The sequence below is a fragment of the Agrobacterium salinitolerans genome (assembly GCF_027498475.1).
In the GTDB taxonomy this organism is placed as follows: domain Bacteria; phylum Pseudomonadota; class Alphaproteobacteria; order Rhizobiales; family Rhizobiaceae; genus Agrobacterium; species Agrobacterium salinitolerans.
Map to the genome: position 1 here is coordinate 418,892 of NZ_JAPZLN010000001.1, position 24,941 is coordinate 443,832.

The 24,941-nt window shown below is 59.5% G+C and carries 22 protein-coding genes and 1 tRNA gene; 8 read left to right on the forward strand and 15 right to left on the reverse strand.

Annotation, left to right across the window (positions count from 1 at the left end; all coding sequences use genetic code 11):
- Positions 1-37: 37 nt before the first annotated feature.
- The 13 genes from O9X91_RS01965 to O9X91_RS02025 all read right to left on the reverse strand — a co-directional run bounded on the left by O9X91_RS01965 (position 38) and on the right by O9X91_RS02025 (position 16,061).
- Positions 38-736 carry an orotate phosphoribosyltransferase gene (locus O9X91_RS01965; protein WP_077984455.1) on the reverse strand — a complete coding sequence of 233 codons (699 nt, stop codon included), beginning with the start codon at positions 734-736 and terminating at the stop codon, positions 38-40.
- Positions 737-882: 146 nt separating this feature from the next.
- Positions 883-1,920 (reverse strand): dihydroorotase, encoded by a 1,038-nt coding sequence (gene pyrC / locus O9X91_RS01970; RefSeq protein WP_142912652.1) that lies wholly within the window; start codon positions 1,918-1,920, stop codon positions 883-885.
- Positions 1,921-2,033: 113 nt separating this feature from the next.
- Positions 2,034-3,071, reverse strand: coding sequence for a 4-hydroxyproline epimerase (locus O9X91_RS01975; RefSeq protein ID WP_003503625.1), 1,038 nt, complete (start codon positions 3,069-3,071; stop codon positions 2,034-2,036).
- A 127-nt stretch (positions 3,072-3,198) separates the two neighbouring features.
- Complete coding sequence (locus tag O9X91_RS01980; RefSeq protein WP_137409708.1) at positions 3,199-4,521, reverse strand: alpha/beta hydrolase; 1,323 nt, start codon at positions 4,519-4,521, stop codon at positions 3,199-3,201.
- Positions 4,522-4,704: 183 nt separating this feature from the next.
- Positions 4,705-6,201, reverse strand: coding sequence for an acetyl-CoA hydrolase/transferase family protein (locus O9X91_RS01985; RefSeq protein ID WP_142912651.1), 1,497 nt, complete (start codon positions 6,199-6,201; stop codon positions 4,705-4,707).
- A 290-nt stretch (positions 6,202-6,491) separates the two neighbouring features.
- A complete protein-coding gene (locus tag O9X91_RS01990) occupies positions 6,492-7,292 on the reverse strand; it encodes a phosphodiesterase (RefSeq protein ID WP_142912650.1) in 801 nt (266 codons plus the stop codon).
- Between the two features lie 66 nt (positions 7,293-7,358).
- On the reverse strand, positions 7,359-8,651 hold the full coding sequence (locus O9X91_RS01995) for an ABC transporter substrate-binding protein (RefSeq protein ID WP_077984449.1): 1,293 nt from the start codon (positions 8,649-8,651) through the stop codon (positions 7,359-7,361).
- Between the two features lie 42 nt (positions 8,652-8,693).
- A complete protein-coding gene (locus O9X91_RS02000) occupies positions 8,694-9,515 on the reverse strand; it encodes a carbohydrate ABC transporter permease (RefSeq protein ID WP_077984448.1) in 822 nt (273 codons plus the stop codon).
- Complete coding sequence (locus O9X91_RS02005; protein WP_077984447.1) at positions 9,515-10,441, reverse strand: carbohydrate ABC transporter permease; 927 nt, start codon at positions 10,439-10,441, stop codon at positions 9,515-9,517. The genes O9X91_RS02000 and O9X91_RS02005 overlap by 1 nt, the downstream gene beginning before the upstream one ends.
- Positions 10,438-11,583, reverse strand: coding sequence for an ABC transporter ATP-binding protein (locus O9X91_RS02010; RefSeq protein WP_162520447.1), 1,146 nt, complete (start codon positions 11,581-11,583; stop codon positions 10,438-10,440). The genes O9X91_RS02005 and O9X91_RS02010 overlap by 4 nt, the downstream gene beginning before the upstream one ends.
- A gap of 466 nt (positions 11,584-12,049) precedes the next feature.
- Positions 12,050-12,126, reverse strand: a tRNA-Arg gene (locus O9X91_RS02015).
- Between the two features lie 217 nt (positions 12,127-12,343).
- Complete coding sequence (locus tag O9X91_RS02020) at positions 12,344-13,762, reverse strand: ATP-binding protein (protein ID WP_162520446.1); 1,419 nt, start codon at positions 13,760-13,762, stop codon at positions 12,344-12,346.
- 250 nt (positions 13,763-14,012) lie between these two features.
- Positions 14,013-16,061: a methyl-accepting chemotaxis protein gene (locus O9X91_RS02025; protein ID WP_142912649.1), complete on the reverse strand. Its 2,049-nt coding sequence runs from the start codon at positions 16,059-16,061 to the stop codon at positions 14,013-14,015.
- Between the two features lie 351 nt (positions 16,062-16,412).
- Between O9X91_RS02025 and rpmH the strand changes: the two genes are divergently transcribed.
- From rpmH to yihA, 4 genes are read left to right on the forward strand one after another with little or no spacing between them, the layout of a single operon-like run.
- Positions 16,413-16,550: a 50S ribosomal protein L34 gene (gene rpmH / locus O9X91_RS02030; protein WP_003493611.1), complete on the forward strand. Its 138-nt coding sequence runs from the start codon at positions 16,413-16,415 to the stop codon at positions 16,548-16,550.
- 36 nt (positions 16,551-16,586) lie between these two features.
- Entirely contained in the window at positions 16,587-16,970 is a 384-nt protein-coding gene (rnpA, locus tag O9X91_RS02035) for a ribonuclease P protein component (protein WP_077984445.1), read from the forward strand.
- The gene (yidC, locus tag O9X91_RS02040) at positions 16,970-18,772 is read left to right on the forward strand and encodes a membrane protein insertase YidC (protein ID WP_137409703.1); all 1,803 of its coding nucleotides are present in this window, start codon (positions 16,970-16,972) and stop codon (positions 18,770-18,772) included. Before rnpA ends, yidC begins: the two co-directional genes overlap by 1 nt.
- On the forward strand, positions 18,769-19,422 hold the full coding sequence (gene yihA / locus O9X91_RS02045; RefSeq protein WP_035263945.1) for a ribosome biogenesis GTP-binding protein YihA/YsxC: 654 nt from the start codon (positions 18,769-18,771) through the stop codon (positions 19,420-19,422). Before yidC ends, yihA begins: the two co-directional genes overlap by 4 nt.
- Before the next feature lie 12 nt (positions 19,423-19,434).
- On the opposite strand, the gene O9X91_RS02050 is transcribed toward yihA, so the two are convergent.
- Positions 19,435-19,812 carry a hypothetical protein gene (locus O9X91_RS02050; RefSeq protein ID WP_137409702.1) on the reverse strand — a complete coding sequence of 126 codons (378 nt, stop codon included), beginning with the start codon at positions 19,810-19,812 and terminating at the stop codon, positions 19,435-19,437.
- 271 nt (positions 19,813-20,083) lie between these two features.
- Here O9X91_RS02050 and argB point away from each other — a divergent pair, with 271 nt between their 5' ends.
- The gene (gene argB / locus O9X91_RS02055; RefSeq protein WP_142912648.1) at positions 20,084-20,968 is read left to right on the forward strand and encodes an acetylglutamate kinase; all 885 of its coding nucleotides are present in this window, start codon (positions 20,084-20,086) and stop codon (positions 20,966-20,968) included.
- A 46-nt stretch (positions 20,969-21,014) separates the two neighbouring features.
- Here argB and O9X91_RS02060 read toward each other — a convergent pair whose 3' ends face one another.
- Positions 21,015-21,932, reverse strand: coding sequence for a DMT family transporter (locus O9X91_RS02060; RefSeq protein WP_137409701.1), 918 nt, complete (start codon positions 21,930-21,932; stop codon positions 21,015-21,017).
- Positions 21,933-22,038: 106 nt separating this feature from the next.
- Between O9X91_RS02060 and O9X91_RS02065 the strand changes: the two genes are divergently transcribed.
- The 3 genes from O9X91_RS02065 to O9X91_RS02075 all read left to right on the forward strand — a co-directional run bounded on the left by O9X91_RS02065 (position 22,039) and on the right by O9X91_RS02075 (position 24,919).
- Positions 22,039-22,752 carry a pyrimidine 5'-nucleotidase gene (locus tag O9X91_RS02065; RefSeq protein WP_142912647.1) on the forward strand — a complete coding sequence of 238 codons (714 nt, stop codon included), beginning with the start codon at positions 22,039-22,041 and terminating at the stop codon, positions 22,750-22,752.
- Between the two features lie 100 nt (positions 22,753-22,852).
- On the forward strand, positions 22,853-23,461 hold the full coding sequence (locus tag O9X91_RS02070; protein WP_142912646.1) for an EF-hand domain-containing protein: 609 nt from the start codon (positions 22,853-22,855) through the stop codon (positions 23,459-23,461).
- Positions 23,462-23,548: 87 nt separating this feature from the next.
- Positions 23,549-24,919 (forward strand): IS1182 family transposase, encoded by a 1,371-nt coding sequence (locus O9X91_RS02075; RefSeq protein WP_269834264.1) that lies wholly within the window; start codon positions 23,549-23,551, stop codon positions 24,917-24,919.
- Positions 24,920-24,941 lie beyond the last annotated feature (22 nt).

Sequence of the window (24,941 nt, forward strand, 5' to 3'; positions counted from 1 at the left end):
GAAGGCCAGCCACAAGCTGGGCTGGCCACATCCGAAATCACGATTGCGGCAATTCGCTGACGCCGCCGTGCTTTGCCGACCAAGGCAGTGGGTTGTCGAGGAAGGCTTCAACCTCTGACAGGGTCTTTTCGTCGAACAGTTTTTCAGCGCGGGCAACAGCCAGAACATCGCGCCAGGTCGTCAGATAATGCAGTTTGACATTGCCGTTGGAAAAGCGCGCTTCAGCCTCTTCGAAGATGCCGTAATAGAACAGCGCGATGCCATGATCGACAATGCCGCCAGCCGCCCGGATAGCATCGATGAAGGTGAACATCGACCCGCCGGCCGTCGTCAGATCCTCGATGACCAAAACGCGAGCGCCTTCCGGCATATGGCCTTCGATCTGGGCGTTGCGGCCGTGGCCTTTCGGCTTCTTGCGGCAATAGATCATCGGCAGGCCGAGGCGCTCGGCGAGGAAGGCGGCAAAGGGAATGCCTGCCGTTTCACCGCCGGCGACACAGTCGAACTTCTCGAAACCCGCCTCGCGCATCACCGCCGCCGCCGCAAAATCCATGGCTGCGGAGCGAATGCGCGGGAAAGAGATCAGCTTGCGCATGTCGATATAGACAGGGCTCTTCATGCCCGAGGCAAAGGTATAAGGGCTTTCGGAATTGAAATGGACAGCCTTGATTTCCCACAACATTTTCGCAACCAGTTCCGCAACGACGGTGCGATCGGTGAATGTGAAGTGGTTCATAGGCGTTCTCCTTTTAGGCCTTGGTTTCTCGCTCCGAAAACCCGGATGGGTGTTCGGAAAGCACGCGTCTTTGTTCGGTATGCCGTCGCCCGCCGAGGTACTGGCAGACCATAACAAAACCGCCGGCAGTGCCGGCGGTTATAAAATCAGTCTACATCCCAATGAAGCGGGAACATCGGGTCAAATACGGTGACCGGCCCCGCGCCCGTCTCGATCTTGGCCGGGAATGATACCGGCTCGTCGCGCTTGACCAGCGTGATTGTCTCCTCGTTCGGAGCCAGCCCATACCAGGCCGGGCCGTTGAGCGAGACGAAGGCCTCCAGCTTGTCGAGGGCGTTTTCATCCTCGAAGACATGGGCAAGGCAGCTCATGGTGTTGATCGAGGTATAGATGCCGGCGCAGCCGCAGGCGCATTCCTTCAGCGGGTCCACATGCGGAGCGGAGTCCGTGCCGAGGAAGAAGCGCGCGTCGCCCGACGTCGCAGCAGCCCGCAGCGCAAGCCTGTGCTCCTCGCGCTTGGCGACGGGCAGGCAATAATAATGTGGCTTGATGCCGCCAACCAGAATGGCGTTGCGGTTGATGATGAGATGATGGGTGGTGATTGAGCCGGCGATGTTGGCCTTGGAAGACTTGATGTAATCCACGCCGTCGCGGGTGGTGATGTGCTCCATCGTCACCTTGAGCTCCGGCAGGCGCTGGCGCAGCGGTTCCAGAACCGTATCGATGAAGGCCTTTTCGCGGTCGAAAATATCGACCTCCGGCGTCGTTACCTCACCGTGCACGCAAAGCGGCAAGCCGATCTTCGCCATGCGTTCCAGAACCGGCATGGCCTTGTTGAAATCGCGCACCCCGCCGTGGGAATTGGTGGTCGCACCCGCCGGATAGAGCTTGACGGCAGTGATGAGGCCGCTTTTTTTGCCCTCTTCCACATCGTCGGCCTGCGTGTCCTCGGTCAGATAGAGGGTCATCAACGGCTCGAAACGGTCACCCGCCGGAATTGCCTTGACGATGCGTTCGCGATAGGCGCGGGCGTCGGCCGTGGTAACAACCGGCGGCACCAGGTTTGGCATAATGATGGCGCGGGCGAAATGGCGGCTCGTATCCCCGATCACCCCTTCCAGCATGGCGCCATCGCGAAGATGCAGGTGCCAGTCATCAGGGCGGCGCAGGGTGAGCGACTTCATCGGGATACCTCGGAGCATGACGGAATTGGCGCCCGCTTAGCATCTTTTGCCGCGGGAAAACAGCCGCCAAAGTTCATCGGGCGGCTGTAAATGTCATTTTTTTAAAGCATGCCTCAGATGTTGCCCGCTTCCGGACCCCAGACATCGGTCATGGCAAAACCATCGGCCAGCGGGTCGAAGGGATCGAGGCCAACCTGGTGCAGACCGAAGGTGAAGCCGCGTCCGGCAATGGTCGGAATGACGGCAGGTCGGCCCGCCACCTCGGTGACGGCGGAGAGGCCGACATCGAATTCCGAACCGATGATCGAGCGGGATTTATATTCATCTCCCACCTTCACCTTGCCGCGCGCATAAAGCGTTGCAAGATTGGCGGAGTTGCCGGTACCACAGGGCGAGCGATCCGCGCGGCCTGGCCACATGGTGGTGCAGGTGCGGATCGAGCCATCGGCATCAACGTCCCGGAACATCACATAGGCGACGCCTGATATTGCCGGGATTTCCGGATGCACGACGGTCATTTCACGGTTGACCAGATCCTTCAGGATCATGCCGGCCGAGACCAGCTTGGCGGCATTGGCCTTTTCGATCGTGAGCCCGATCTGGCGGACATCCACCAGCGCATAAAAAATGCCGCCGTAGGAGATATCCATCGTCACCTTGCCCCATTCCGGCGTGTCGATGCTGACATCCAGCTCATGCACGAAGGACGGCACCATGGTCAGCTTGACCTTTTCGCAGCGTCCGTCACGGCAGGTGGCCGTCGCTTTGACGAGACCAGCGGCCGTTTCCAGAATGATGACGGTTTCCGGTTCCTGCATCTCGACCATGCCGCTTTCCAGAAGCGCGGTCGTCGCGCAAATGGAATTCGAACCCGAACTGGCATGCGCCTGATCCGGCTGGAGAATGACGAAGGCGGCGTGCGCATCGGGATGTTTCGGCGGCAGGAGCAGGTTGACCGACCCCATGGGCGTACCGCGCGGCTCCAGCGTCAGGAAGCGGCGCAAGGCTTCCCCTTGCGGATCGGTGTTCATCCAGTGCAGCTGTTCGGCCACGGTGTTGCCGGGAATTTTCGGCGCGCCGCCAGTGACGACACGGCCGATTTCGCCTTCGCAATGAACATCGAGAAGCTGGAGGGTGCGTTTCCAACGCATGGGGTCTACTCCGGAAGTTGGGTTGTTGGCCCGACCATACAGATAAAAATACAAGCTGTATACAAATCTGCGGGAGTGTGGTGACAAAAGCGCCTGACGTTTCCGCCACCCCCGGTCGTATCGTGGCTTAGCGACTACGGCATTCCGCCCGGTTTCGATTTGCGGCGGCATCGCAGTTGACCCTTGACGACTGAAGCGCCTGATCGTCCACCACGGAACCGGCTGTATCGCCCACCGACCCGACGGTGTTTTCCACAGAGCGGCCAAGCCGCTCCACCTGCCTGCCATAATTTTCCCGCGTGCGCGGATCGAAGACCGCGATCGGCGCACTGACCACCACGCTGGCCGCCGTTCCGACGGTTTGCGCAGCACCGATACTGACGGCACCCAACGCTTCGCCTAGGCCGACATCGGAATCCGTCACCGTCTGGCCCGCAATAAGACGGTCGCCGATCAGGCGGACGACCTCGGGGCTCTCGGCAAATTTTCCGTGATTCAGACGATCACCGGATTGCAGCTTGGTGAGATCGAGAACGGTGATGCCAGCTTTTTCCAGCTGGCTGCGATAGGGCTCCACGGAAGGATCGATCTGGCCGAGGCGATCGACATTGCCGGAAATGCGACGCGACAGGCTGAGCGCGCGGTCATCCTGCGACACGAAGAGGGTGAATTTCGGCGGCGTTTTACCGAGGCTGCTGAATTGCCGGCTGAACACGTCGACATCGAGATCCGGAGCAGCCAGAATGACATTGCTTATCTTGGGATCAACGCGGCCGTTGCGGATGGCCATCTGGCGCAGCGCCTCCACCGCAAGCCAAGTGCCCATGGAATGGGCCATGACGGTGACTTCGCGTATGGATTTATCTTTCGCCAGCCGCGTCAGCATCTCCTCCAGCGAATCGCGGGAATAGTTGGTGCTTTCCTTATCGTAATTATAGTCGAAAATGCTCGCGCGCGACGGCCAGGTGAAGACCACTGGAACGACATCCGTGCCGGAATCATGGACGATCTGGGCGAAGCGATAGACGGATTCCTCGTAACGATTGTTGAAACCATGCACGAAGACCAGCACACGGCGGTCCTTTGCGATATGCTTACTGATCCAACTTCTGGTTTCTGCTTCGGAGAGAATGGGCTCAACCGCAACCGTGGTGAAATCCTTCAGCGGATTGGGTGGCAGTTTTTTCGGCCATTGCACCTGACCAACCTTGCGGTTGGCAGCAGGCGGAATGGAGACCGTGACCGCATCGACCTTCAGCCCCGTTCCCCGCTCGCCGCCGAAAAGAACCGCGGGATTTTCGGACGGGGCGCGCGTTGTCGCAACGAGGAGATTGACCGGCGTCGTACCGGCCACAGTTTGTCCCGTCGGTGTCATGACCCCGATGGGCCGCCCGCCGCAGCTTGCAAGCAGGGCGACAATCGCGATCATGGCGACGAAGCGAAGGGGCATCACATCACTCTCCTACAACCCTGAGGCAGCTCGATAGCGGCCGGGTGGAGAAGATTTTCTACCGGAGGCGGAACAGTCGCGCCAGCAACCTAAGCGGAGTGGCGGGCACTTTCCCCAGCGGTGTGTCCAAACGGACCCAATTGCCGGTCGAAAAACCGGCAAGAGGACCACCTGTTTCAACGCCTATTGCTGGGGTCGCATCGTGCCCTTTTCCCGCAACGCCTGATGCCAGGACAACGCCTCTTCGATGAGATGCGGCGTATGCCCGCCCCGCGCTGTCGCCCGGTGATAATAGCCAGCCAGCGCATCGCGATAATCGGGATGGACGCAATTGGCGATGATGACAGCCGCACGCTCGCGAGGTGCCAGCCCGCGCAGATCGGCAAGCCCGATTTCGGTGACGAGGATATCGACATCGTGTTCGGTATGGTCGACATGGCTGACCATGGGCACGACGCTTGAGATCGCGCCACCCTTGGCGATCGACTTGGTAACGAAGATCGACATATAGGCGTTGCGGGCGAAATCGCCCGAGCCGCCGATGCCGTTCATCATATGCGTCCCGCCGACATGGGTGGAATTGACGTTTCCGTAGATATCGAATTCCAACGCGGTGTTGATGCCGATGATACCGAGGCGGCGGATGACTTCCGGATGGTTGCTCACCTCCTGCGGACGCAGGATCAGCCTGCTTTTGTAATCGGCCAGTCGCGGCATGACCTGCTCGTTCATGGCAGAAGACAGCGTGATCGACGAACCGGAAGCAAAGGTCAGCTTGCCAGCGTCGAACAGTTCGAAGGTCGAATCCTGCAGGACTTCCGAATACATTTTGAGATCGTGAAACGGCGTATCGATGAAACCATGCATGACAGCATTGGCAATGGTGCCGATACCGGCCTGAAGCGGCTGGAGTTCGTGGGTCATGCGGCCATGACGCACCTCGTTCAACAGAAAGTCGGTGAGATGGCCGGCAATCGCCTTGGTCTCGTCATCCGGCGGCAGCACCGTGGAGAAACTGTCGCTTTTGTCGCTCAGCACGATGGCGGCGATCTTTTCCGGCGGCACCGGAATGAAAGGCAGACCGACGCGGCTATCCGTCGCGACAACGGGAATGGGCATACGGGTTGGGCGCTTGGCGGGAATGAAGATATCATGCAAACCCTCCAGCACCTCGGGCTGCGACAGGTTGATCTCGACGATGACCTTATCGGCCAGAATGGCGAAGCTTGCGGAATTGCCGACCGAGGTTGTAGGCACGATGCCGCCCTCCGCAGTGATTGCCACGGCCTCGATAATGGCGACATCGACGCCGTGGATCTGGCCGCCGCGCAATTGCTCGACCGTTTCGGAAAGGTGTTGATCGATGAACATCACCTTGCCGTCATTGATCGCTTTTCGCAAAGCCGGATCGGACTGGAACGGCATGCGGCGCGCCAGCATGCCGGCCTCGACCATTGTCTTGTCGAGATCGTTGCCGAGGGAGGCGCCGGTCATCAGGGTGATTTTCATGGGGTTCGTCTTGGCGCGCTCGGCCAGCGCCAGCGGCACTGCCTTGGCTTCACCGGCGCGCGTAAAGCCGCTCATGCCCACCGTCATGCCATCCTGAATGAGACTGGCGGCCTCTTCGGCGCTGACGATCCTGTTCAAGAGGGACGCGTTGCGGATACGCTTTTCAAGCATGCAATTCTCCATGATCTGTCATCACGATGGCACGGCATTGGTCGGCCACCTTTCGGCGACTATGGCGTGCCGTTTCATCGATGAAACTGACATAGATCAAGGGTGCGCACGGAACCATGGTTCCGATGTATCACATCCCGTTCAACAAACCAGAAGTGGCGCATCCCCGCGACAAGCAACGGGGGTCTTCTCACCACCGCAACCCTGTAATCGGCAAAGAACCTCGCACCCTACACCGGGAACAGGCACGAGGCGAAGGTCATCCCCGTATAACACGGAAACGTCCGGTGTCAGGGACCTTCGCAGACAGGCGCCTGACCGAGCACGAGCTGCCCAACTTCCGCGTCATAGGCACGCAGGCCGAATGCACCAAGGCTTATGATCCGGTAACAGGGATTGCCGCCCGTCCACAGCGGATCGACAACATCGATATCGGTGATGAAACGATGCGCGCAGGCCTGACCGGAACTATAGGCGATGCCTTCGGCGGTCGTCCCTGCCATCGGCACATGTATATGGCCGAAAATGATGTGACGTATTCCGGCCGGATGAGCGGCGAGCCGGCGCATGACAGCACCGTCATCATGCATACCGATATGTTCGAAATGGCGGATGCCGCAATCCATCGGCGGGTGATGAATGAACACCGTCACCGGCAGGTCGTCCGCGCTTTCCAGCGCATTCTCCAGCCATGCCAGACGATCCGCGCCATACATGCCGCCGATGACATCGGCCTCGTGGCTGTCGAGAAACAGCAGCCGACCGAATTCCGTGTCGATGAAGGACTGGATATAGCCGTTGTCGTCACGCGGCTGCTCGGGAAAGGCAGCCACGAATTCCGGTCGACGGTCGTGATTGCCGAGCATCAGCCGCACAGGCACGGAGACCGGCGCGAGGATGTCTCGCAGCAGTTCATAGGCTTCCGGCTCGCCGTAATTGCAAAGATCACCCGTCATCACAAGAAGATCGGCGTCGGCGTGTTTTTCGACAATATCGGCCACCGCCGCGCACAGCTGCTTTTCCGGATCGACGCCGTTTACAGCAATGCCGGGGGGTACGAGATGAGTGTCGGTGATCTGGATGATCTTCATAACAGGGCTTTCTGCGCAAAATAGCTGCGGGAACGGATTTCCCCGCAGCCTTTTCAATGGTTTTGCTTATTTCAGCAGGGCGTTGGTCTGCTCGACGATCTGCTTGAGACCGTCTTCCGGCGTCACCTCACCGCGCATGACGGTGCCGATGATGTCGCGCTGGGTGCGCCAGATGCGGACGGAATCGCCACCCGGATAACCGGCCCAAGGCAGAGAACGATCAGCCTGAAGCGAAGCGGTCTTCACATTCGGGTTCTCGACATAATAAGGAGCGAGGAAGTCCGGGCCGGTGGCCAGCTTGTTGGTCGGCAGGTAACCGGTGATGCGAACGATGGTGTTCTGTGCTTCCGGACCGGTGATCCACTTCAGGTACTTCCACGCCGCGTCCTGCTTGGCCTTTTCCTGGGTCAGAATAACAGCCGAGTTACCGCCGGTCGGAACACCGCCCTTTTCCTTGTTGTCGAGCGGGAAGGTTGCGGTCTTCAGCTTGAAGCGGTCGCCGACCAGACCCTGGATCGTCTGAACGTGGGCGGGCGTTGAGAAGATAAAGCCGGTGAGGCCTGCACCGAACTGCTGGCGAGACTGATCCCAGTCGAGCAGGTTCTGACCACCTTCGGTGACGAACTGACGGGTCATCTTCAGGGCGTTGAGGCCGATCTCGTTGTCGAAGCCAACGGTCTTGGCCTTCTCGTCAACGAGCTTTCCACCCTGTTCGACGATGAGCGCCTGCCACAACCAGTCGTCCGGCCAGCCGTTGATGTCGTAGCTCATGCCGGCGAACTTCGGGTCGAGCGCCTTGATCTTCTTGGCGAGAGCAATGAGCTCAGCAAAGGTCGTCGGCATCTTGTCCGGGTCGCCGCCAGCCTTGGTCACGAGGTCGGAGTTGATGTAGATGATCGGCGAGGACGCATTGACCGGCAGGCCGTACTGCTTGCCGTCGATCTGGCCGAGGGCGGCCATCTTGGGGCTGTAGTTCTTGTCGAGGAAAGCCTGACCGCCTTCAGCCTCAATGAACGGGCCGAGATCGGTGATCTGGTTGCGCGGTGCGAGCGTGTGAACGAGTTCAGCCGTCAGGTTGTAACCCGAGAAATAAACATCCGGCAGATTGCCTGTGACGGCGGAGCGCAGAACCTGCTGCTGGCCTTCATTGTAACCGGCGGCCGGAGCGAGGAAGTTGATCTTCACATCAGGGTTCTTCTTCATGAATTCATCGGCCAGCGGCTGATGGAATTTGGTGAATCCCGGCAGATTGTAAAGAACATTGAGCGTGATTTCGTTGGCCAGAACCGGCTGTGCGAGGCCAGCAAAAGCCATGCCAAGAGCCAGACCGCCCATCACAGCGCGTCGGTTGAGTTTCATATCAGTCTCCAGAAAGGTTGTGAGGAGGAAATCTGAGCGGCGTCACTTGACGCCGGTCATGGTAATACCGGCGATGAAATGCCGCCGTGCGAGGAGGAAGCACAGCACCATCGGCGCGGTAATCAGTGTTGCGCCCGCCATCAGCGCACCGTAATTGGCGCCGGATTCGACATCCGCGAAAAGCATCATGCCAAGCGGCGGCGGGGCGAGATTGGTGTCGGAGACCACGATCATCGGCCAATAAAGGTCGTTCCAGTGGGCAACGAGCGAAAAGATCGAAAAAGCGGCAAGCGAAGGCAGAGAACCGCGAAGGACCAGCCCCCAGCAAATCTCCATTTCCGAGAACCCGTCCATGCGGGCGGCCTCGATGATTTCATTCGGATAGCTGCGGAAGGACTGGTTGAACAGGAAGATGGCGAAGACCGACAGGAAGAACGGCATCATCATCGCGAAATAGGTATTCAGCAACTCTGTCTTGGCCAGACCGACAAAGAGCGGCAAGGCGAGCGCCTGAATGGGAACGCAGAGCGCGGCAATAACAAGGCCCAGCAGCAGCTTGCGGCCCGGAAACCTGAGCTTCGCCAGCGCATAGGCGGCCGGAACCGATGTCAGGACCTGTACGACGAGAATACCGACGCAGACGATGACGCCGTTCAGCATGAAACGCGCCATCGGCACCTGACCCGCCGCCCGTGCATAATTGTCGGCCGCGTCAAATTTCTGCGGGATGGGCCAGAGCGACACATCGAAAATCTCTGCCGGCGAGCGGATAGAGGTCAGCACCATCCAGTAGAATGGCAGGAGCATCACGAAAGCGCCGAGAGCCAGTACGAGATGCGGGAAATATTTGCGGAGTGCGGCCATCAGTAATGCACCTTCCGGTCCATATGCAGCGTCTGGCCGATCGACAGGATCAGCACGATCACGAGGAAGATAATCGTCAGCGCGGCGGCATAACCGGTATTGGAATATTCGAAACCTTCGAGATAGAGGTCGTAAAGCAGGGTCTCGGAACCGGAGCGGCCCTTGGTCAGCACGGCCACCGTCTCGAATACCTTGAACGCGGAGATGGAGGTGGTGACGACAACGAACATGGTGGTCGGCCCCAGCATTGGCCACGTGACGGTCAGAAAGCGATCAACCGGGTTCTTCGCGCCATCCAGCCGCGCCGCCTCATGCAGATCCTTCGAAATGGCCGTGAGGCCAGCAAGGAACAGCACCATGTTGAAACCCAGGATCTGCCAGACGCCCATCAGCGCCATGGTGGGAATGAGGAGCACGGGATTGGAGAGAAAAGCGACGGGCTCGAAACCCAGCCATTTGATCGCCGCGTTCACTGGCCCAAGCGAAGGGTGCAGCAGGAACTGCCATACGGTCGCCATGGCGACGAGGGTTGCGGTGACGGGAAGGAAATAGGCCACCTCCCAGAAAGCGCGGCTGCGCTTGCGATTATACACGAGCAAAGCGACGCCGAGCGCCAGAAACACACCGAAGGGAATGACGATGAGCGCATAGATGGCGGTATTGGCCAGAGAGCGCAGGAAAACCGGGTCCTGAAACGCCTTGACGAAGTTTCCAAGGCCGACAAAGCGGGTGGAAAGCGAACCGAGCTGATAATCGGTGACGGCAAAACCGGCCAGAACGAACATCGGAACGATATAGATCGCCAGCAGCAGCAGGCTTGCGGGAGCAGCGAACATCAGGCCGCGCCAGATCATCCGCCGGTCCGCCTTTGAAAGCCGCGGGCGAGCCTTCGCGCGCGCGGCCGTGGAAAAATCGACCGCCGTCATGCCGGCACCCGCTCGCGCACCGTCACCTTGCGGCGCAGACCGTCGGCCGCAAAAAGATGCGCGCGTTCCGGCGCAAAGCCGAGATTCATCACGCAATTCATATCCGCGCCCACAGCATCGCCGGCGCCCTGACGCAGGGTGATGGCGACCGTCTCATCGCTCAGCAGGCGGCAGCTCACAAAGCGGTCGGCGCCATGGGTTTCGCTGCGCACCACGCGCACGGCAAAACCTTCTTCGCCCGGACGCAAATCCTCGGCGCGAAGGCCGAGCGTCGCCGGGCCGGCATCACGGCCAGCACCTTCAATGCCGAGATCGCGTCCAAAAGCGGCGATCTTGCCTTGCGCATCGATTTCGACCGGCAGCAGGTTGATCGAGGGCGTGCCGATAAAACGCGCGACCGTCAGCGTCGCGGGCTTGCGGTAAAGCTCGTCCGGCGTACCAAGCTGCTCGATACGGCCTTCCGACATCAGCGCGATGCGGTCGGACATGGTCATGGCTTCGATCTGGTCATGGGTGACATAGATGAATGTTGCGCCGAGCCGGCGGTGCAGGCCCGCCAGTTCCTCACGCATATGGGCGCGAAGCTTCGCATCGAGGTTGGAAAGCGGCTCGTCCATGAGGAAGGCTGCAGGTGAACGCACCAGCGCCCTTGCAAGCGCCACACGCTGACGCTGGCCGCCGGAAAGCTGCGCCGGCTTTCGATCCAGCAGATGCGCGATCTGCAGCGTCTCGGCCGCCTGCTCGACGGCGGCATCGATCTGCTTCAATGTTTCCGCCGGCGCTGCAAAGCGTCCGATCAGCGGCAGGCGGGCAGCGAAAGGCAGGCGCCGCATGCGCAGCGGCGTCGCAATGTTCTGGCGCACGCTCATATGCGGATAAAGCGCATAGGATTGGAACACCATCGCCAGATTGCGATCGCTCGGATCAACCTCCGTCACATCCTGTTCACCGATGGACACCGAACCGCGATCCGGCGTTTCCAGCCCCGCAATGATACGCAGAAGCGTGGACTTGCCGCAGCCCGACATGCCGACGAGAGACAAAAACTCTCCAGGGCGGATGGAAAGATCGATCTCTTTCAGAACATCGTCGGCCCCGAAGCCCTTGCCGATTCCTGAAAGTTCAAGTGATTGTGGCGTCATTCTGCGCTCCTTTTCTGGAGCGCATATGCTTTTATTGTATGACAATATGACGAAGGTTTGAGGAAGGTTCGATGACACTCGAAAGCCCGACAATCTCGGACTATCGGAAAACCCTTTGGTACAGGCCCTCAACCAAAACCACTAATATTTAGGGGGTATTGCTCAAATATTCCCCACTAGCATTTATAGACTGAGAACCGGGTCGGCAGTGCCGTTTTAAACGGCGGCGAGAATCACATGCGGTCGTAATTTTCCGGAATCGAATCCGCAAACACCTTGTCCGTTTCCAACGCGGCTTTCACCCCGGGGGCAGCTGATGAAGGGGTGATTTTAGCACATATTCGGAACGTTCGGAATTCGCGCGGCCCTACGGAGCCTCGAAGCATCCGTCTGAAGGAGTTGCCAATACCAGCGATATCGCGCGTGAGAGCGATTGTTTCAGGACTTCATTTTATCGGAAGAGAAATGGCGCACCCGAAGAGATTCGAACTCCTGACCCCCAGATTCGTAGTCTGGTGCTCTATCCAGCTGAGCTACGGGTGCGTGCCGTTCCGGTCGTTTCCGGTGGCGTGGCGATCCTCTAAAACGTCCTCATTCCGAATGCAAGCGATTTCGCTTCGAAATTGTCATTTTTCCGCAGCAATTCATGTATCTAATTGATTTTATTTGAAATTCCATGAGGATCATTTTCCACGGGCCAGATACCATGTCCGTTTGGGTGTGGAGAACGATTGTGCGAACCCGCTGCGGAGCAGGTTTTTCAGGCGGTTCTAGCCGCCTGTACGGAAGCGGCGCGGTCGGCGATCTCGATGCGGAACTGCGTGCCGGGACCGGGCTTTTCGACGAGCGCGATCGTGCCGCCATGGGCAAGCACGAGTTCGCGGGCAATGACCAGCCCGAGGCCCGTGCCGCCGGAGCGGGCCGAACCCCTGAAAGCGGAAAACAGGTTCTCCTTCGCCTTGCGCGGCATTCCGGGTCCATTGTCATCGATGACGATGCTGACAACGCTGCCAGCCCTCTGGGCCGAGATGGAGAGGTGTCGAAGCCCGGCATTCGCGGTATCGGATTGCAAGGCCTGAACGGCATTGCGACAGAGATTGTGGATGACCCGGAAGAGCTGCTCGGAATCCGCATCCACCGTGAGATCGGAGGGAACGCTGTCCTGAAACTCGATGCCACTATCCGGATCGAGCGCCAGAATATCGCGCACATCCCGCACCAGAAGGCTCAACTGCACCATCTTGCGTTTCGGCGCGCCTTCGGTCGCCTGGCCATAGGCCAGAACCTCGCCGGTATAGGCCACGGCGCGGTCGATGGTGCGCAAGAGTTTCGGCGCGAAGCTCCTGACCATCGGGTCCTTGGCATCCACCAGACGGTCTGACATGAGCTGGGCGGAGGAGAGGATATTGCGCATGTCGTGGTTGATCTTCGAGACCGCGAGGCCGAGATCCACGAGGTTCTTCTGCTGCCGCAGGGTCTTCTGCAGTTCGGTCTGCATATCGGCGAGGTGGCGGCCGGCAACCGATAGTTCATCCGTTCCCTCATCAGGTACGAAAATCCGCTCGGGATTGCCCGGGTCCTCGGAGAAGTTCTGCATGCCGAGCGTCAGCCGGCGTATGGGCCGGATCATGATGCGGTTGATGGAGATGAAGATCAGGCCTGCGGTGATCAGCGACAGGACGATGGAAATCAGGAAAACGTTGCGGGCATAAGCAAGCATTGCCGCCCTAAGCTTGTTTTCGCCAAGCACCAGTTCGATGATCGTGTCGCTGTCGCCGACGACGTCGAAAACGCGGATGATGCGGTTGCCGCCGAACAGCAGGGTGGAAAAGGCGTCCCGCACCGCCGCCACCTGCGAAACGTCGGAAAGATCATATTGCTCATCGACGCCCGGCGGCGTTTCCGCCACGGCGAGCAAGCGCGACGTGCCGTCCTTGCGCAGGGCGATAAGCTTCGCTCCGGTTGCCATCAGCGTGTCGTTCTGCACGCTTCTCGGCAATTCAGCCTGCAGGCCGTCGATGACAGCCCCGGCGGCCGCAGCCGTATTCAGACGGTCGCGCAACCATGAAAGACGCATATTGGCGACGGAAGGTACGAAGATCAGCACTTCGGCGATCATCACGAAGATGACTGTGAGCAACAGCAACCGCCCCGAAAGACCGGCGGTCAATCCCGGCATGCAATGCACCCGATCGTCTTGCGTGCGGTCCAAGCTGTCTACGCCTTTAGAAAACACCGGGCCCATGATCCTGTATGCGCGCCGCTGCTTGCGTGGAACGGCTCGGTTTATATGCAGTGATGATAATAGGACCTAATGGATATTTTTCCAATGCACTGCAAAATAAAGGTTTTCATTGCCGGAAAAACAAACGCCGCCCGGCAGGGGCGGCGTTCGAAAATGAGCCGGTCTGAAGCGGACCGCTTGTCGTCTAAAACTCCTGCCAGTCGCCATGCGCGGGTGCCGCCGCAGGCTGGGCATTGAGCGCGCGGCTGACGCTGTTCATCAATTTACGGGCCGGAGACGCCACTGCCGGTGTCCTGCCGGAGACCGCCACCGGACCGGCGGAGACCGCCGTCGGTCTCGCGGGCTGCTCAATGCGGGGGCTGCGCTGCACATTCTCCACGCCAACGTTAAAGCGCGCCACGAGCGTCACGAGATGGTCCGCCTCGCTGCTCAGCTTGTGGGTTGCGGCCGAGGTCTCCTCCACCATGGCGGCGTTGCGCTGCGTTACCTGATCCATCTGGTTGATGGCGGTATTCACCTCGTGCAGTCCGGTGGACTGTTCCCTGGCGGCCGTGGCGATCGAGTGGATGTGCTCGTTGATTGCCAGAACGCGGGTCTCGATCTCGCTCAGTGCGCCGCCAGTTCTTTGCACCAGCGATACGCCGCGCCCGACCTCCTGGCCCGATTTGGTGATCAGCGCCTTGATGTCCTTCGCAGCGGTTGCGGATCGTTGCGCAAGTTCTCGCACCTCCTGAGCGACGACGGCAAAGCCCTTGCCCGCCTCGCCTGCACGGGCGGCTTCCACACCGGCATTCAGCGCCAGCAGGTTCGTCTGGAAGGCGATTTCGTCGATGACGTTGATGATCTGGCTGATTTCGCGCGAGGCATGCTCGATACGATCCATGGCGGACACGGCGTCGCGCACGACATTGGCGGACTCCTCCGTCTTCTGCTTCGTTTCGGCAACCATGGCGCTGGCTTCCTGCGCACGATCGGTCGAATTGCGAACAACGGCGGTAATCTCATCCAGAGCGGCTGAGGTTTCCTCCAGCGCCGCCGCCTGCTGTTCCGTCCGCTTCGACAGGTCATCGGCCGCCGAGCGCAATTCGTTCGCGTTGCCGCTGATGCCTTCCGTGCTGCCGCGCACTTCGCGCATCGTCTCGCGCAGCTTGGTTAGCGTCTGGTTGACGTTCACCTGAAGTTCGGCGAAAACGCCGCGGAACTCGCCATCCATTCTCTCCGTCAGATCGCCCCGCGCAAGGCCTTCAATGACGCGGCTGGTCTCGGACACGCCATTATGGACCCCGATGAGGAGCGAATTGATCGTCGCGGCAAAACGATTGAGGTTGTCGTCGCCATAATCCTTGTTGATGCGGCGGCTGAAATCGCCCTGGGCCGCAGCGTCGACGACGATGGCCATGCCGGCCTGCAGATCGTCGCTTTTCGCGCGCATGGCGGCTTCCTGCGCATTCATGCGGCGCACTTCGCTGCCGTTTTTCTTGAAGACCTCGACGGCCGCGGCCATTTCGCCGATTTCATCGTTGCGGCCGAGATAGGGGACGGCGGCGTCGAGATTTCCGTCGGCCACAGCATTCATCACCTGCGAAACCCTGCGGATGGGTGCGCTGAGTTGCCGCGTTCCCATATACAGGCCGAAGGCCGCTCCCGCGCCGACACCTGCAACCGTCACCGCGACAATCACCCAGAATATGGCGGTGCTGAAAGAATCGACCCCCGCCTTCACGACTTCGAGTTCGGCAAGGTCGTTTTTCACGACACTGTCGATCTCCGCCTGATAAGCCTTGCGGTTGGTGCGGTTAGCCTCGTTATTACCCTGCTGGTTGGCCGCCTGGGGCCCGACTTCCTTACCGAGACGGACCGTCTCCAAGCGGAAGGACCGAAACTCCTTGGATCGGCTGACAAGCTTGTCGAAACTCGCTTTTTGCTCGGCCGGCACCAGCGGGGCCCAAGTAGCGATCAGCTTTTCCATGGCGTCGAGATTTTTCACCATGCCGTTAGCAAAGGGGGTGGCCGCAGCCACATCGGCGGCCGCATAGATACCGCGCGCGTCCATGACGACTGCCGTCACCAGTCGGTTGAGCGCCTCTCCCTTATAAGCCCTTTCGGCGGCTTTCTCGAAATGATGCGAACGAACCCAGAATTCGTTGATCGCATAGATGGACAGACCGCCAATGGTACAGGCAACAAGGCTCATCAGCCCGACAAGTAGATTGATACGACCGCGAATTCTCAACTTCGTTCCCCCAACAAAAACCAGCTGCGCGATGAAAATGGGAAGCTGGCATAACTTTTCGCGTCACAAGATTTATCAATGCCGCGTTAAGAAAGAATTTCGGATTTTACCGATGACGCGCTGGAATTGGCCTCTATCGGCTGTCGGCGAAGAAGATGGCGATGCGTTTTCCGCAAAAGGTGAAGCGCGAAAACCCCTTCGGCAATTGACTTTGCTCGGCCTATGCCCTTATAAGCCGCGCACGCTCGGCCATTGAAAGCTCGCCCAGGCGGGGTTAGCCGTGCAAAAAACGAAACGCTCTTGCAAATTATTGCAAATTCAAGAAGGGCCGCACACCGCGGTATTAAATAAATGTCGAAGCGTACTTACCAACCGTCCAAGCTCGTCCGCAAGCGTCGTCATGGCTTCCGCGCCCGTATGGCTACCGCCGGCGGCCGCAAGGTTCTCGCAGCCCGCCGTGCGCGCGGCCGCGCTCGTCTTTCGGCTTAATTGCCGTCTCTGTGACCCGGTGAAAGTCGCGGGCACATGAGTAAGACAGGAAAACTGCCCGGCCGGCTTAAAAACCGGTCGGATTTCCTTGCCGTTCAGGCAGGAGAAAAACGGCGGGGAGGCAGCTTTCTTCTGGAAGTGCTTGACCGGAAAGCCCCGGAAACCGAGCCTCGCGTCGGTTTTACCGTAACGAAAAGACAAGGCAACGCGGTCGAGCGAAATCGCATGCGCCGCCGTCTCAAGGAAGCCGTCAGGCTTTCTGCCGGGGTCGCAATGAAGCCCGGTCATGACTATGTGATTGTCGCCCGCAGGGACGTGCTTGATACAGCCTTCCCGAAACTTCAGTCTCTCCTTAACGAGCGAATTGAAGGAACGGCGAAACCGAAACGGTCCCAGGAGACCCGCTCCAGGAAAGAATGATGGAAAAGAACCGCAATTACTTCATCGCGATAGCCCTTTCGGTTGTCATCGTCCTCGCCTGGCAATTCCTTTATATGAATCCGCGTATCGAGCAGCAGCGCCGCGCCGAAGAGGCCCGCCAGGCGCAGCAGCAAACGACGCAGCAACAGCAGCCTGCGCCGGGCGCCGCACCGGGGGCCGCCGTTGAAGGCGCACCGCCCGCATCCTCCCCGCAGGCCGCCGCCACCGCGACCCGCGAAGAGGCAATCGCAAAGACCCAGCGTGTCGCCATCGAGACCAGCGCCATCGCCGGCTCGATCAACCTTACCGGCGCCCGCTTCGACGACATCCGGCTCAAGGACTACCATGAGACCGTCGATGACTCGAGCCCGATCATCACGCTGTTCTCGCCCTCCGACACCAAGGAGGGCTATTTCACCGAACTCGGTTACGTTGCGGCACAGGACGTCGGCGGCGTGCCCGGCCCGACCACCGTTTGGACGCTTGCCAACGGCGACAAGCTGACGGAAACCACTCCGGTCACGCTGACCTACACCAATTCCAAGGGCGTCATCTTCTCGCGTACGGTTTCGATCGACGAGCATTATATGATCTCGGTGGCCGACAAGGTAGAAAACCCGGGACAGGCTGCGATCTCCTTCGCCACCTATGGCCGTGTGACGCGCAACAACAAGCCCGCGGTTCCCCCGGTCTTCGTCATCCATGAAGGTTTCCTCGGCGTCTCCGGCAAGGATGGCAGCCTGACGGAAGAAAAATACAAGGACGTCGAAGAAGCGCCGGTAACAGTTGCAAAGGCGACCGGCGGTTGGCTCGGCATCACCGACAAATATTGGGCCGCGGCCATCGTTCCGCCGCAGACGACACCGTTCGAGACGCGCTACTCGCACATCACCGGCAATCAGCCGAGCTACCAGGCAGACTTCAAGAGCGATGCCCTGACAGTCGAGCCCGGCCAGTCGATCGAGCTGAAGAGCCTCGTCTTTGCCGGCGCCAAGGAAGTGCCGCTGGTCGACCGTTACGAAACGACCTACGCCATTCCGAAGTTCGACCTTCTGATCGACTGGGGCTGGTTCTACTTCATCACCAAGCCGATGTTCAAACTGATGGATTTCTTCTTCCGTTATTTTGGCAATTTCGGCGTGGCGATCCTGCTCACCACCATCGTCGTCAAGGCTCTCTTCTTCCCGCTCGCCAGCAAGCAATATGCCTCCATGGCGAACATGAAGCGCGTGCAGCCGAAGATGGAAGAGCTGAAAGCCAAGCATGGCGATGACCGCATGGCCATGCAGCAGGCGATGATGCAGCTCTACAAGGAAGAGAAGATCAATCCGGTCGCCGGCTGCTGGCCGATGCTTTTGCAGATCCCGGTCTTCTTCGCGCTCTACAAGGTCATCTACGTCACCATCGAAATGCGGCATGCGCCGTTCTTCGGCTGGATCCACGACCTTTCCGCGCCGGATCCGACGTCGCTGTTCAACCTGTTCGGCCTTCTGCCTTACGACGTGCCGCACTTCCTGATGATCGGTGTCTGGCCGCTTGTCATGGGCATCACCATGTTCCTGCAGATGCGCATGAACCCGACGCCCCCCGATCCGACGCAGGCGATGATCTTCAACTGGATGCCGCTGATCTTCACCTTCATGCTGGCCTCCTTCCCGGCCGGTCTGGTCATCTACTGGGCATGGAACAATACGCTCTCCATCACCCAGCAGGCCGTCATCATGAAGCGCCAGGGCGCCAAGATCGAGCTGTTCGATAACATTAAGGGGCTGTTCAAGCGAAAGCCGGTGCAATCGAAATGAGTGAGACCGGCACGGCAACCGAAAAGCCCCTGTTCGGGCGACCCTGGATTTTCATTCGCGGCGTTCCCGCAATGAAATTCCTGCCGCCCGAAGGGCCGCCGGAGATTGCCTTCGCCGGTCGTTCGAATGTCGGCAAGTCCTCGCTCATCAATGCGCTGGTGGGCCACAAGGGGCTTGCCCGCACGTCCAATACGCCCGGACGCACGCAGGAACTGAACTATTTCGTTCCGGATGGTTATTCCGGCGAAGCGGGCGATCTGCCGCCGATGGCGTTGGTCGACATGCCCGGTTACGGTTATGCGCAGGCCCCCAAGGATCAAGTCGACGCCTGGACGAAGCTCGTCTTCGATTATCTGCGCGGCCGGGCGACGCTGAAGCGCGTTTACGTGCTGATCGATTCCCGCCATGGCGTGAAAAAGAATGACGAGGAGGTTCTGACCCTGCTCGACAAGGCGGCCGTTTCCTACCAGATCGTGCTGACGAAGACGGACAAGATCAAGGATGCCGGCGTTCCGCGGCTGATCGGTGAAACGCTGGAGAAAATCCGCAAGCGTCCCGCCGCCTATCCGGAAGTTCTCGCCACATCCTCGGAAAAATCATTCGGGCTGGATAGCCTGCGGGCCGAGATCGTCAGAACGATCTCTCTTTGAGGGGCATGCCTCTCAGGCGATGGTGAAAAGCAGAACGGCGGTCCAGAGCATCGCCGTCAACGCCAGAAGGCGCCAGAAGCGCACGGAATGCCAGACCTCCGAAAATATGGCTGCGAACATGCTGCCGCCCCGTAGCGGCTGGCCCCTGAACGGCAGGCCGGAGCGGCTCGGGTCCCGTTCCAGCAGCACGGCGACGGTTGCGTTTTCGCGATATTCGGTTTCCGCCAGATTGTCCCGCCAGCGCCTGACCATGGCCGCAAACTGGCGGTCGCGTTTGACGCGCTTGGCAAGCTCCGCCATGCTTTCCGGCGGCAGCGCACCCAGCACATATTCGCCCGCAAGCACTTCATCCTGCAAGCCGCTTTGCTTGTCTCGATCGGGTGCCGTCATGTGGTTTCTCGCTCCTCGGTCGTTCAGGTCAGCATCGCTCCCGCGGCGCGCGACATCACCTGTCACCCTGAATTAACCCCTCCCCTTTTCGGTGTAAGGCTGGTCCCATTGGACCTTTATGTCAATCTCATTACGGGACCGGGACAGCCAAAAAAAAGAAATTTGACCGTTGCCGACACAATAAGGCCAGGAGGTTATTTCATCCGTCAAAGACTTGCTTTAGAGCGGTGGCAGGCTTTCAACGGCCGCAACCACAGACCGAGGTTTTTAGATGACGTCTTCCGAAAGCGAAACTCAGGCGCGGCTGCTCGCACAGGCTCTGCCTTTCATGCAGAAATACGAGAACAAGACCATCGTGGTGAAATATGGCGGTCACGCAATGGGGGATTCCACGCTCGGCAAGGCTTTCGCGGAAGACATCGCCCTTTTGAAGCAATCGGGCATTAACCCCATCGTTGTGCATGGCGGCGGCCCGCAGATCGGCGCGATGCTGACCAAGATGGGCATCGAATCGAAATTCGAGGGCGGTCTGCGCGTCACCGACGCCAAGACGGTCGAGATCGTCGAAATGGTCTTGGCCGGCTCGATCAACAAGGAAATCGTCGCCCTCATCAACCAGACGGGCGAATGGGCGATCGGCCTGTGCGGCAAGGATGGCAACATGGTCTTTGCCGAAAAGGCGAAAAAGACCGTCATCGATCCTGACAGCAATATCGAACGTGTGCTCGATCTCGGCTTCGTCGGCGAAGTCACCGAAGTCGACCGCACCCTGCTCGACCTGCTCGCCAAGTCGGAAATGATCCCGGTGATCGCCCCGGTCGCGCCCGGCCGCGATGGCGCCACCTACAATATCAATGCCGATACCTTTGCCGGCGCGATTGCGGGTGCGCTTCACGCCTCGCGTCTGCTGTTTCTCACCGACGTTCCCGGCGTTCTCGACAAGAACAAGGAACTCATCAAGGAACTCACCGTCTCGCAGGCGAGTGCGCTCATCAAGGACGGCACGATTTCCGGCGGTATGATCCCGAAGGTCGAGACCTGCATCGACGCCATCAAGGCCGGTGTTCAAGGCGTTGTGATCCTCAACGGCAAGACGCCCCACTCCGTCCTTCTGGAAATCTTCACGGAAGGCGCCGGCACGCTCATCGTGCCCTGATGTGCTTCAGGTGGCGGACGGCAAGCCTGTCCGCCACAACTGACATTCAGCCGAATGCCAAAAGCGACAGCACGCCCACGACAATCAGCAGGCAGCCGGACAGTTCGAGCCGGTTGATCTTCTCCTTGAAGAAAAGCACGGTCGAGGCGAAGGCGAAGAGCATCTCCACCTGCGCCAATGCCTTCACCACGGCGGCCTGCTGCAGGGTCATCGCCGTGAACCAGCCGAACGAGGCCGTTGCGCCCACGAAACCGACCGCAAGCGACGGTTTCCACACCTTGGCGATGCGCCGCAACTCTTCCCGCTCGCGCCAGACGATCCACAGGAACATCGACACCGTCTGCATGACGATGACGACAACCAGAGTAAAGCCCGCCTGCATCATCGCATCCGGAGTGGGAAGGCTCGGCGCAAGCGCGAGCGACGCCGACCGGTAAGCGACTGATGACAGGCCGAAGAAAGCGCCCGAGGCAAGACCGATACCCGCTGTCCGGCTGAAGATCGAGGTGAAGAAGGAAGCGGGCGTGACTTCCGTGCGCGCCACCGAAATCAGCATGACGCCGGCGACCGAGATGGCGATGGCCGCCAATGTGCCGCCATTGACGCTTTCCCCGATGAAAATAAGCGCGAACAGTGCCGCCTGCGCCGGTTCTGTGCGGGAATAGGCCGTTCCAACCGCGAAATTACGGAAGGAGAACAGGTGCACCAGCAGGAAGGTGGCGGCAATCTGCGCCATGGCGCCGACCGTCGCCCACACGGCAAAGGACATGTTCGGCACCGGCAGAGGGCGACCGAGCCCGAAATGCAGGAAAGCAAGATAAGCGAGAGCGAAAGGCATGCCGAACACGAAGCGCACGAAGGTCGCGCCCGTGGTGCCCATCATGCCTTTGAGGTGCTTTTGCAGGGTCGAGCGCAGGTTCTGCAGGAACGCGCTTGCGAAAGTGATGCCAATCCAGAGTTCCATGGTCTTGGCGGTATCATGCGCGAGAGCCCGCAGCCAAGCCCGATTTTCTGATCAATCGTCGTCTTTTCGATTTTCTTCGGCCTTCGAAACAGGCATAAAGCAGCCCATGGACACAAAGCCGAAAAACCTGCCCGAAGCCGCCGATTTCGCCCATGTGAGCGAATGGGTCTTCGATCTCGACAACACGCTCTATCCGCATCACATCAATCTGTTTTCGCAGATCGACCGTAACATGACGGCCTATGTGGCGGAGCTTCTGAAGCTCGATCCCGACGAGGCGCGGGCGCTGCAGAAGCGCTATTATCACGACCACGGCACGACGCTTCAGGGCCTGATGATCCATTACGGCATCAGCCCGGACGAGTTTCTGGAACGTGCCCATGCCATCGACTATTCGGCGCTGAAACCGCATCCGGAACTTGGCGAGGCGATCAAAGCTCTGCCGGGCCGCAAATTCATCCTTACCAACGGCAGCGTCAAACATGCGCAGGCCGCCGCCGGTGCGCTTGGCATTCTCGATCATTTCGAGGATATTTTCGATATCGTCGCCGCCGCCTATCTGCCGAAACCGGCCAGCGCGACCTATGAGAAGTTCGCGGCGCTTGCGAAGCTCGACACGCAAAAAGCCGCCATGTTCGAGGATTTACCCCGCAATCTCGCGGCGCCCAAGGCGCTTGGCATGAAGACCGTGCTGCTCGTCCCCGCCAATCTCGAGGGCGTCGTCATGGAACGCTGGGAAATCCCGGCCGTCACGGATGCGCATATCGACTACATCACCGACGATCTGACCGGCTTCCTGACGAAAACCATCGCAGGCTGAGCAGCAAACATTACCGAAGCTTCATACACCTTACCGATGTTTAAGTGGTGGGGCTTGCTGGACGTCACTATCTTCTCTTCAGGGACACCAAAGAAAGGTAATGACGATGACCACACGAAAAATCGCCCTGTCTGCTCTTGGCGCAGCCCTTGTGCTCAGCACGGCCGCAACGGCAAGTTTCGCCGCACCCGGCAAAGGCCATAAGGATCGCATGCCAATCCGCCAGGAGGCCGCCTTCGTTCACCTCCTAAAGGTTGCGGATGCCAACAAGGACGGCAAGATTTCCAAGGAAGAATTCGCCGCCCGTCAGGACGCGCTCTTCACCGAGATCGACAAGGACAAGGACGGCTCGATCACGCCGAAGGAAATGCGTGAGTATCGCCAGGCGAAAATGGAAGCTTTCCGCGCCGCCAATCCCCGTCCCGAGCGTGAGGAGGCCAAAGCCGAAGACGGCAAGGGCCCCGAGGGCAAGCGCGCCGAAAGACATGCCGAGCGCGAACATGGCGGCCGTTTCGGCCATCAGGGATGGGGCAAGCATGGCGGCAAGGGCGCAGGTTTCGCGCTGATCCGCTGGGCCGATACCGACGAGAACGGTCAGGTCAGCAAGGCCGAATTCACCGCCGCCGGCGAAAAGATGTTTGAACGGCTGGACAAGAACAAGGACGGCGTCATCTCCATCGACGACATGCCGGACCGCCCGTTCCTTTAACCCGCGAAAGAAAAGCCCGCTCAAAAGCGGGCTTCAGACTGCTGACAAACCCCTGGCGTGAGCTGGGGGTTTATGATTCATTGGGACATGTTGAAGAAACCTGCTCCTGAACAGACCGCTCTCGAGATGGTGACGCTCGATAGTCTGGTCCCGAAAGATCACCTGCTTCGCAAGATCGACGCGGTGATCGACTTCTCATTTATCCATGATCGTGTTGCCGGTCTTTACTGTGCCGACAACGGCCGTCCGCCGCTCGATCCCACACGCATGTTCAAGGCGCTGTTCATCGGCTACCTGTTCGGTGTTCGCTCGGAGCGGCAGTTGATGCGCGAGATCGAGGTGAACGTCGCCTATCGCTGGTTTCTGCGCCTGAAGCTGACCGATCCTGTCTTCGATGCCTCGACGCTGTCGCAGAACCGCCGCCGTCGCTTCAACGGGACGGAGGTTGCCCAGGATATCTTCGATGCCATCGTGGAGCAGGCGATCCGGCATGGTCTGGTGGATGGGACCGTGCTCTATACGGATTCGACCCATCTGAAGGCCAATGCCAACAAGGGCAAATACGATCTGGCCATGCTCCAGAAGTCGCGGGCCGATTATTGGGCCGATCTGGATCGAGCGATCGAGGCGGAGCGCATATCCCATGGGCAGAAGCCGTTGAGGGAGAAACAGCGCGAGCCGGAGGTGAAGGAGACGAAGGTCAGCCGTACCGATCCCGATAGCGGTTATATGGTGCGCGACGGCAAGCCCAAGGGCTTCTTCTATCTCGATCACCGCACTGTTGACGGCCGCCATGCGATCATCACCGATACGCATGTAACGCCGGCCAATGTGCATGACAGTATCGTCTACCTGGAGCGGCTCGACCGGCAGCGCCAACGCTTCGACTTTCATGTCGGGGCGGTCGGGCTGGACGCAGGCTATGCCACGGCAGGCATTGCCAAGGGTCTGGAGGACAGAGATATCCTCGGCGTGACCGGCTATCGCAACCCGACCCCGCCCAAAGACGGGATGATGCGCAAGTCGAAGTTCGTCTACGAACCAGAGACCGATGGCTACCACTGCCCTGAAGGACAACTGTTGACCTATGCGACGACCGACCGCAGCGGTTACAGGCACTATCGCTCAGACCCCTCCATCTGCCGTGACTGCCCGCTTCTTGCCTCCTGCACGTCCAATGCCGGCTCGATACGAACCATCACCCGGCATGTCTGGCAAGATGCACGCGAACGCACGGATGTTCATCGAAAGACGGCGTGGGGCAAGGCGATCTACAAGCGGCGCAAGGAAACGGTGGAGCGCTCCTTCGCCGATGCCAAGCAGCTCCACGGGCACCGCTATGCCCGCTTCCGCGGCTTGATCAAGGTTAGATGGCAGTGCCTGCTCGCCGCGAGCGCCCAGAACATCAAGAAAATAGCGATGGCGCTCACGAAAGCACCCAAACCCGCCTGGGGATGAGGAAACGAGGCTCATCTTATCT

Coding starts and splice junctions, on each gene's coding strand:
- O9X91_RS01965 (WP_077984455.1), bottom strand. CDS start 736: ATGAACCACTTCACATTCACCGATCGCACCGTCGTTGCGGAACTGGTT.
- pyrC (WP_142912652.1), bottom strand. CDS start 1,920: ATGAAGTCGCTCACCCTGCGCCGCCCTGATGACTGGCACCTGCATCTT.
- O9X91_RS01975 (WP_003503625.1), bottom strand. CDS start 3,071: ATGCGTTGGAAACGCACCCTCCAGCTTCTCGATGTTCATTGCGAAGGC.
- O9X91_RS01980 (WP_137409708.1), bottom strand. CDS start 4,521: ATGCCCCTTCGCTTCGTCGCCATGATCGCGATTGTCGCCCTGCTTGCA.
- O9X91_RS01985 (WP_142912651.1), bottom strand. CDS start 6,201: ATGCTTGAAAAGCGTATCCGCAACGCGTCCCTCTTGAACAGGATCGTC.
- O9X91_RS01990 (WP_142912650.1), bottom strand. CDS start 7,292: ATGAAGATCATCCAGATCACCGACACTCATCTCGTACCCCCCGGCATT.
- O9X91_RS01995 (WP_077984449.1), bottom strand. CDS start 8,651: ATGAAACTCAACCGACGCGCTGTGATGGGCGGTCTGGCTCTTGGCATG.
- O9X91_RS02000 (WP_077984448.1), bottom strand. CDS start 9,515: ATGGCCGCACTCCGCAAATATTTCCCGCATCTCGTACTGGCTCTCGGC.
- O9X91_RS02005 (WP_077984447.1), bottom strand. CDS start 10,441: ATGACGGCGGTCGATTTTTCCACGGCCGCGCGCGCGAAGGCTCGCCCG.
- O9X91_RS02010 (WP_162520447.1), bottom strand. CDS start 11,583: ATGACGCCACAATCACTTGAACTTTCAGGAATCGGCAAGGGCTTCGGG.
- O9X91_RS02020 (WP_162520446.1), bottom strand. CDS start 13,762: ATGCCGGGATTGACCGCCGGTCTTTCGGGGCGGTTGCTGTTGCTCACA.
- rpmH (WP_003493611.1), top strand. CDS start 16,413: ATGTCGAAGCGTACTTACCAACCGTCCAAGCTCGTCCGCAAGCGTCGT.
- rnpA (WP_077984445.1), top strand. CDS start 16,587: ATGAGTAAGACAGGAAAACTGCCCGGCCGGCTTAAAAACCGGTCGGAT.
- yidC (WP_137409703.1), top strand. CDS start 16,970: ATGGAAAAGAACCGCAATTACTTCATCGCGATAGCCCTTTCGGTTGTC.
- yihA (WP_035263945.1), top strand. CDS start 18,769: ATGAGTGAGACCGGCACGGCAACCGAAAAGCCCCTGTTCGGGCGACCC.
- O9X91_RS02050 (WP_137409702.1), bottom strand. CDS start 19,812: ATGACGGCACCCGATCGAGACAAGCAAAGCGGCTTGCAGGATGAAGTG.
- argB (WP_142912648.1), top strand. CDS start 20,084: ATGACGTCTTCCGAAAGCGAAACTCAGGCGCGGCTGCTCGCACAGGCT.
- O9X91_RS02060 (WP_137409701.1), bottom strand. CDS start 21,932: ATGGAACTCTGGATTGGCATCACTTTCGCAAGCGCGTTCCTGCAGAAC.
- O9X91_RS02065 (WP_142912647.1), top strand. CDS start 22,039: ATGGACACAAAGCCGAAAAACCTGCCCGAAGCCGCCGATTTCGCCCAT.
- O9X91_RS02070 (WP_142912646.1), top strand. CDS start 22,853: ATGACGATGACCACACGAAAAATCGCCCTGTCTGCTCTTGGCGCAGCC.
- O9X91_RS02075 (WP_269834264.1), top strand. CDS start 23,549: ATGTTGAAGAAACCTGCTCCTGAACAGACCGCTCTCGAGATGGTGACG.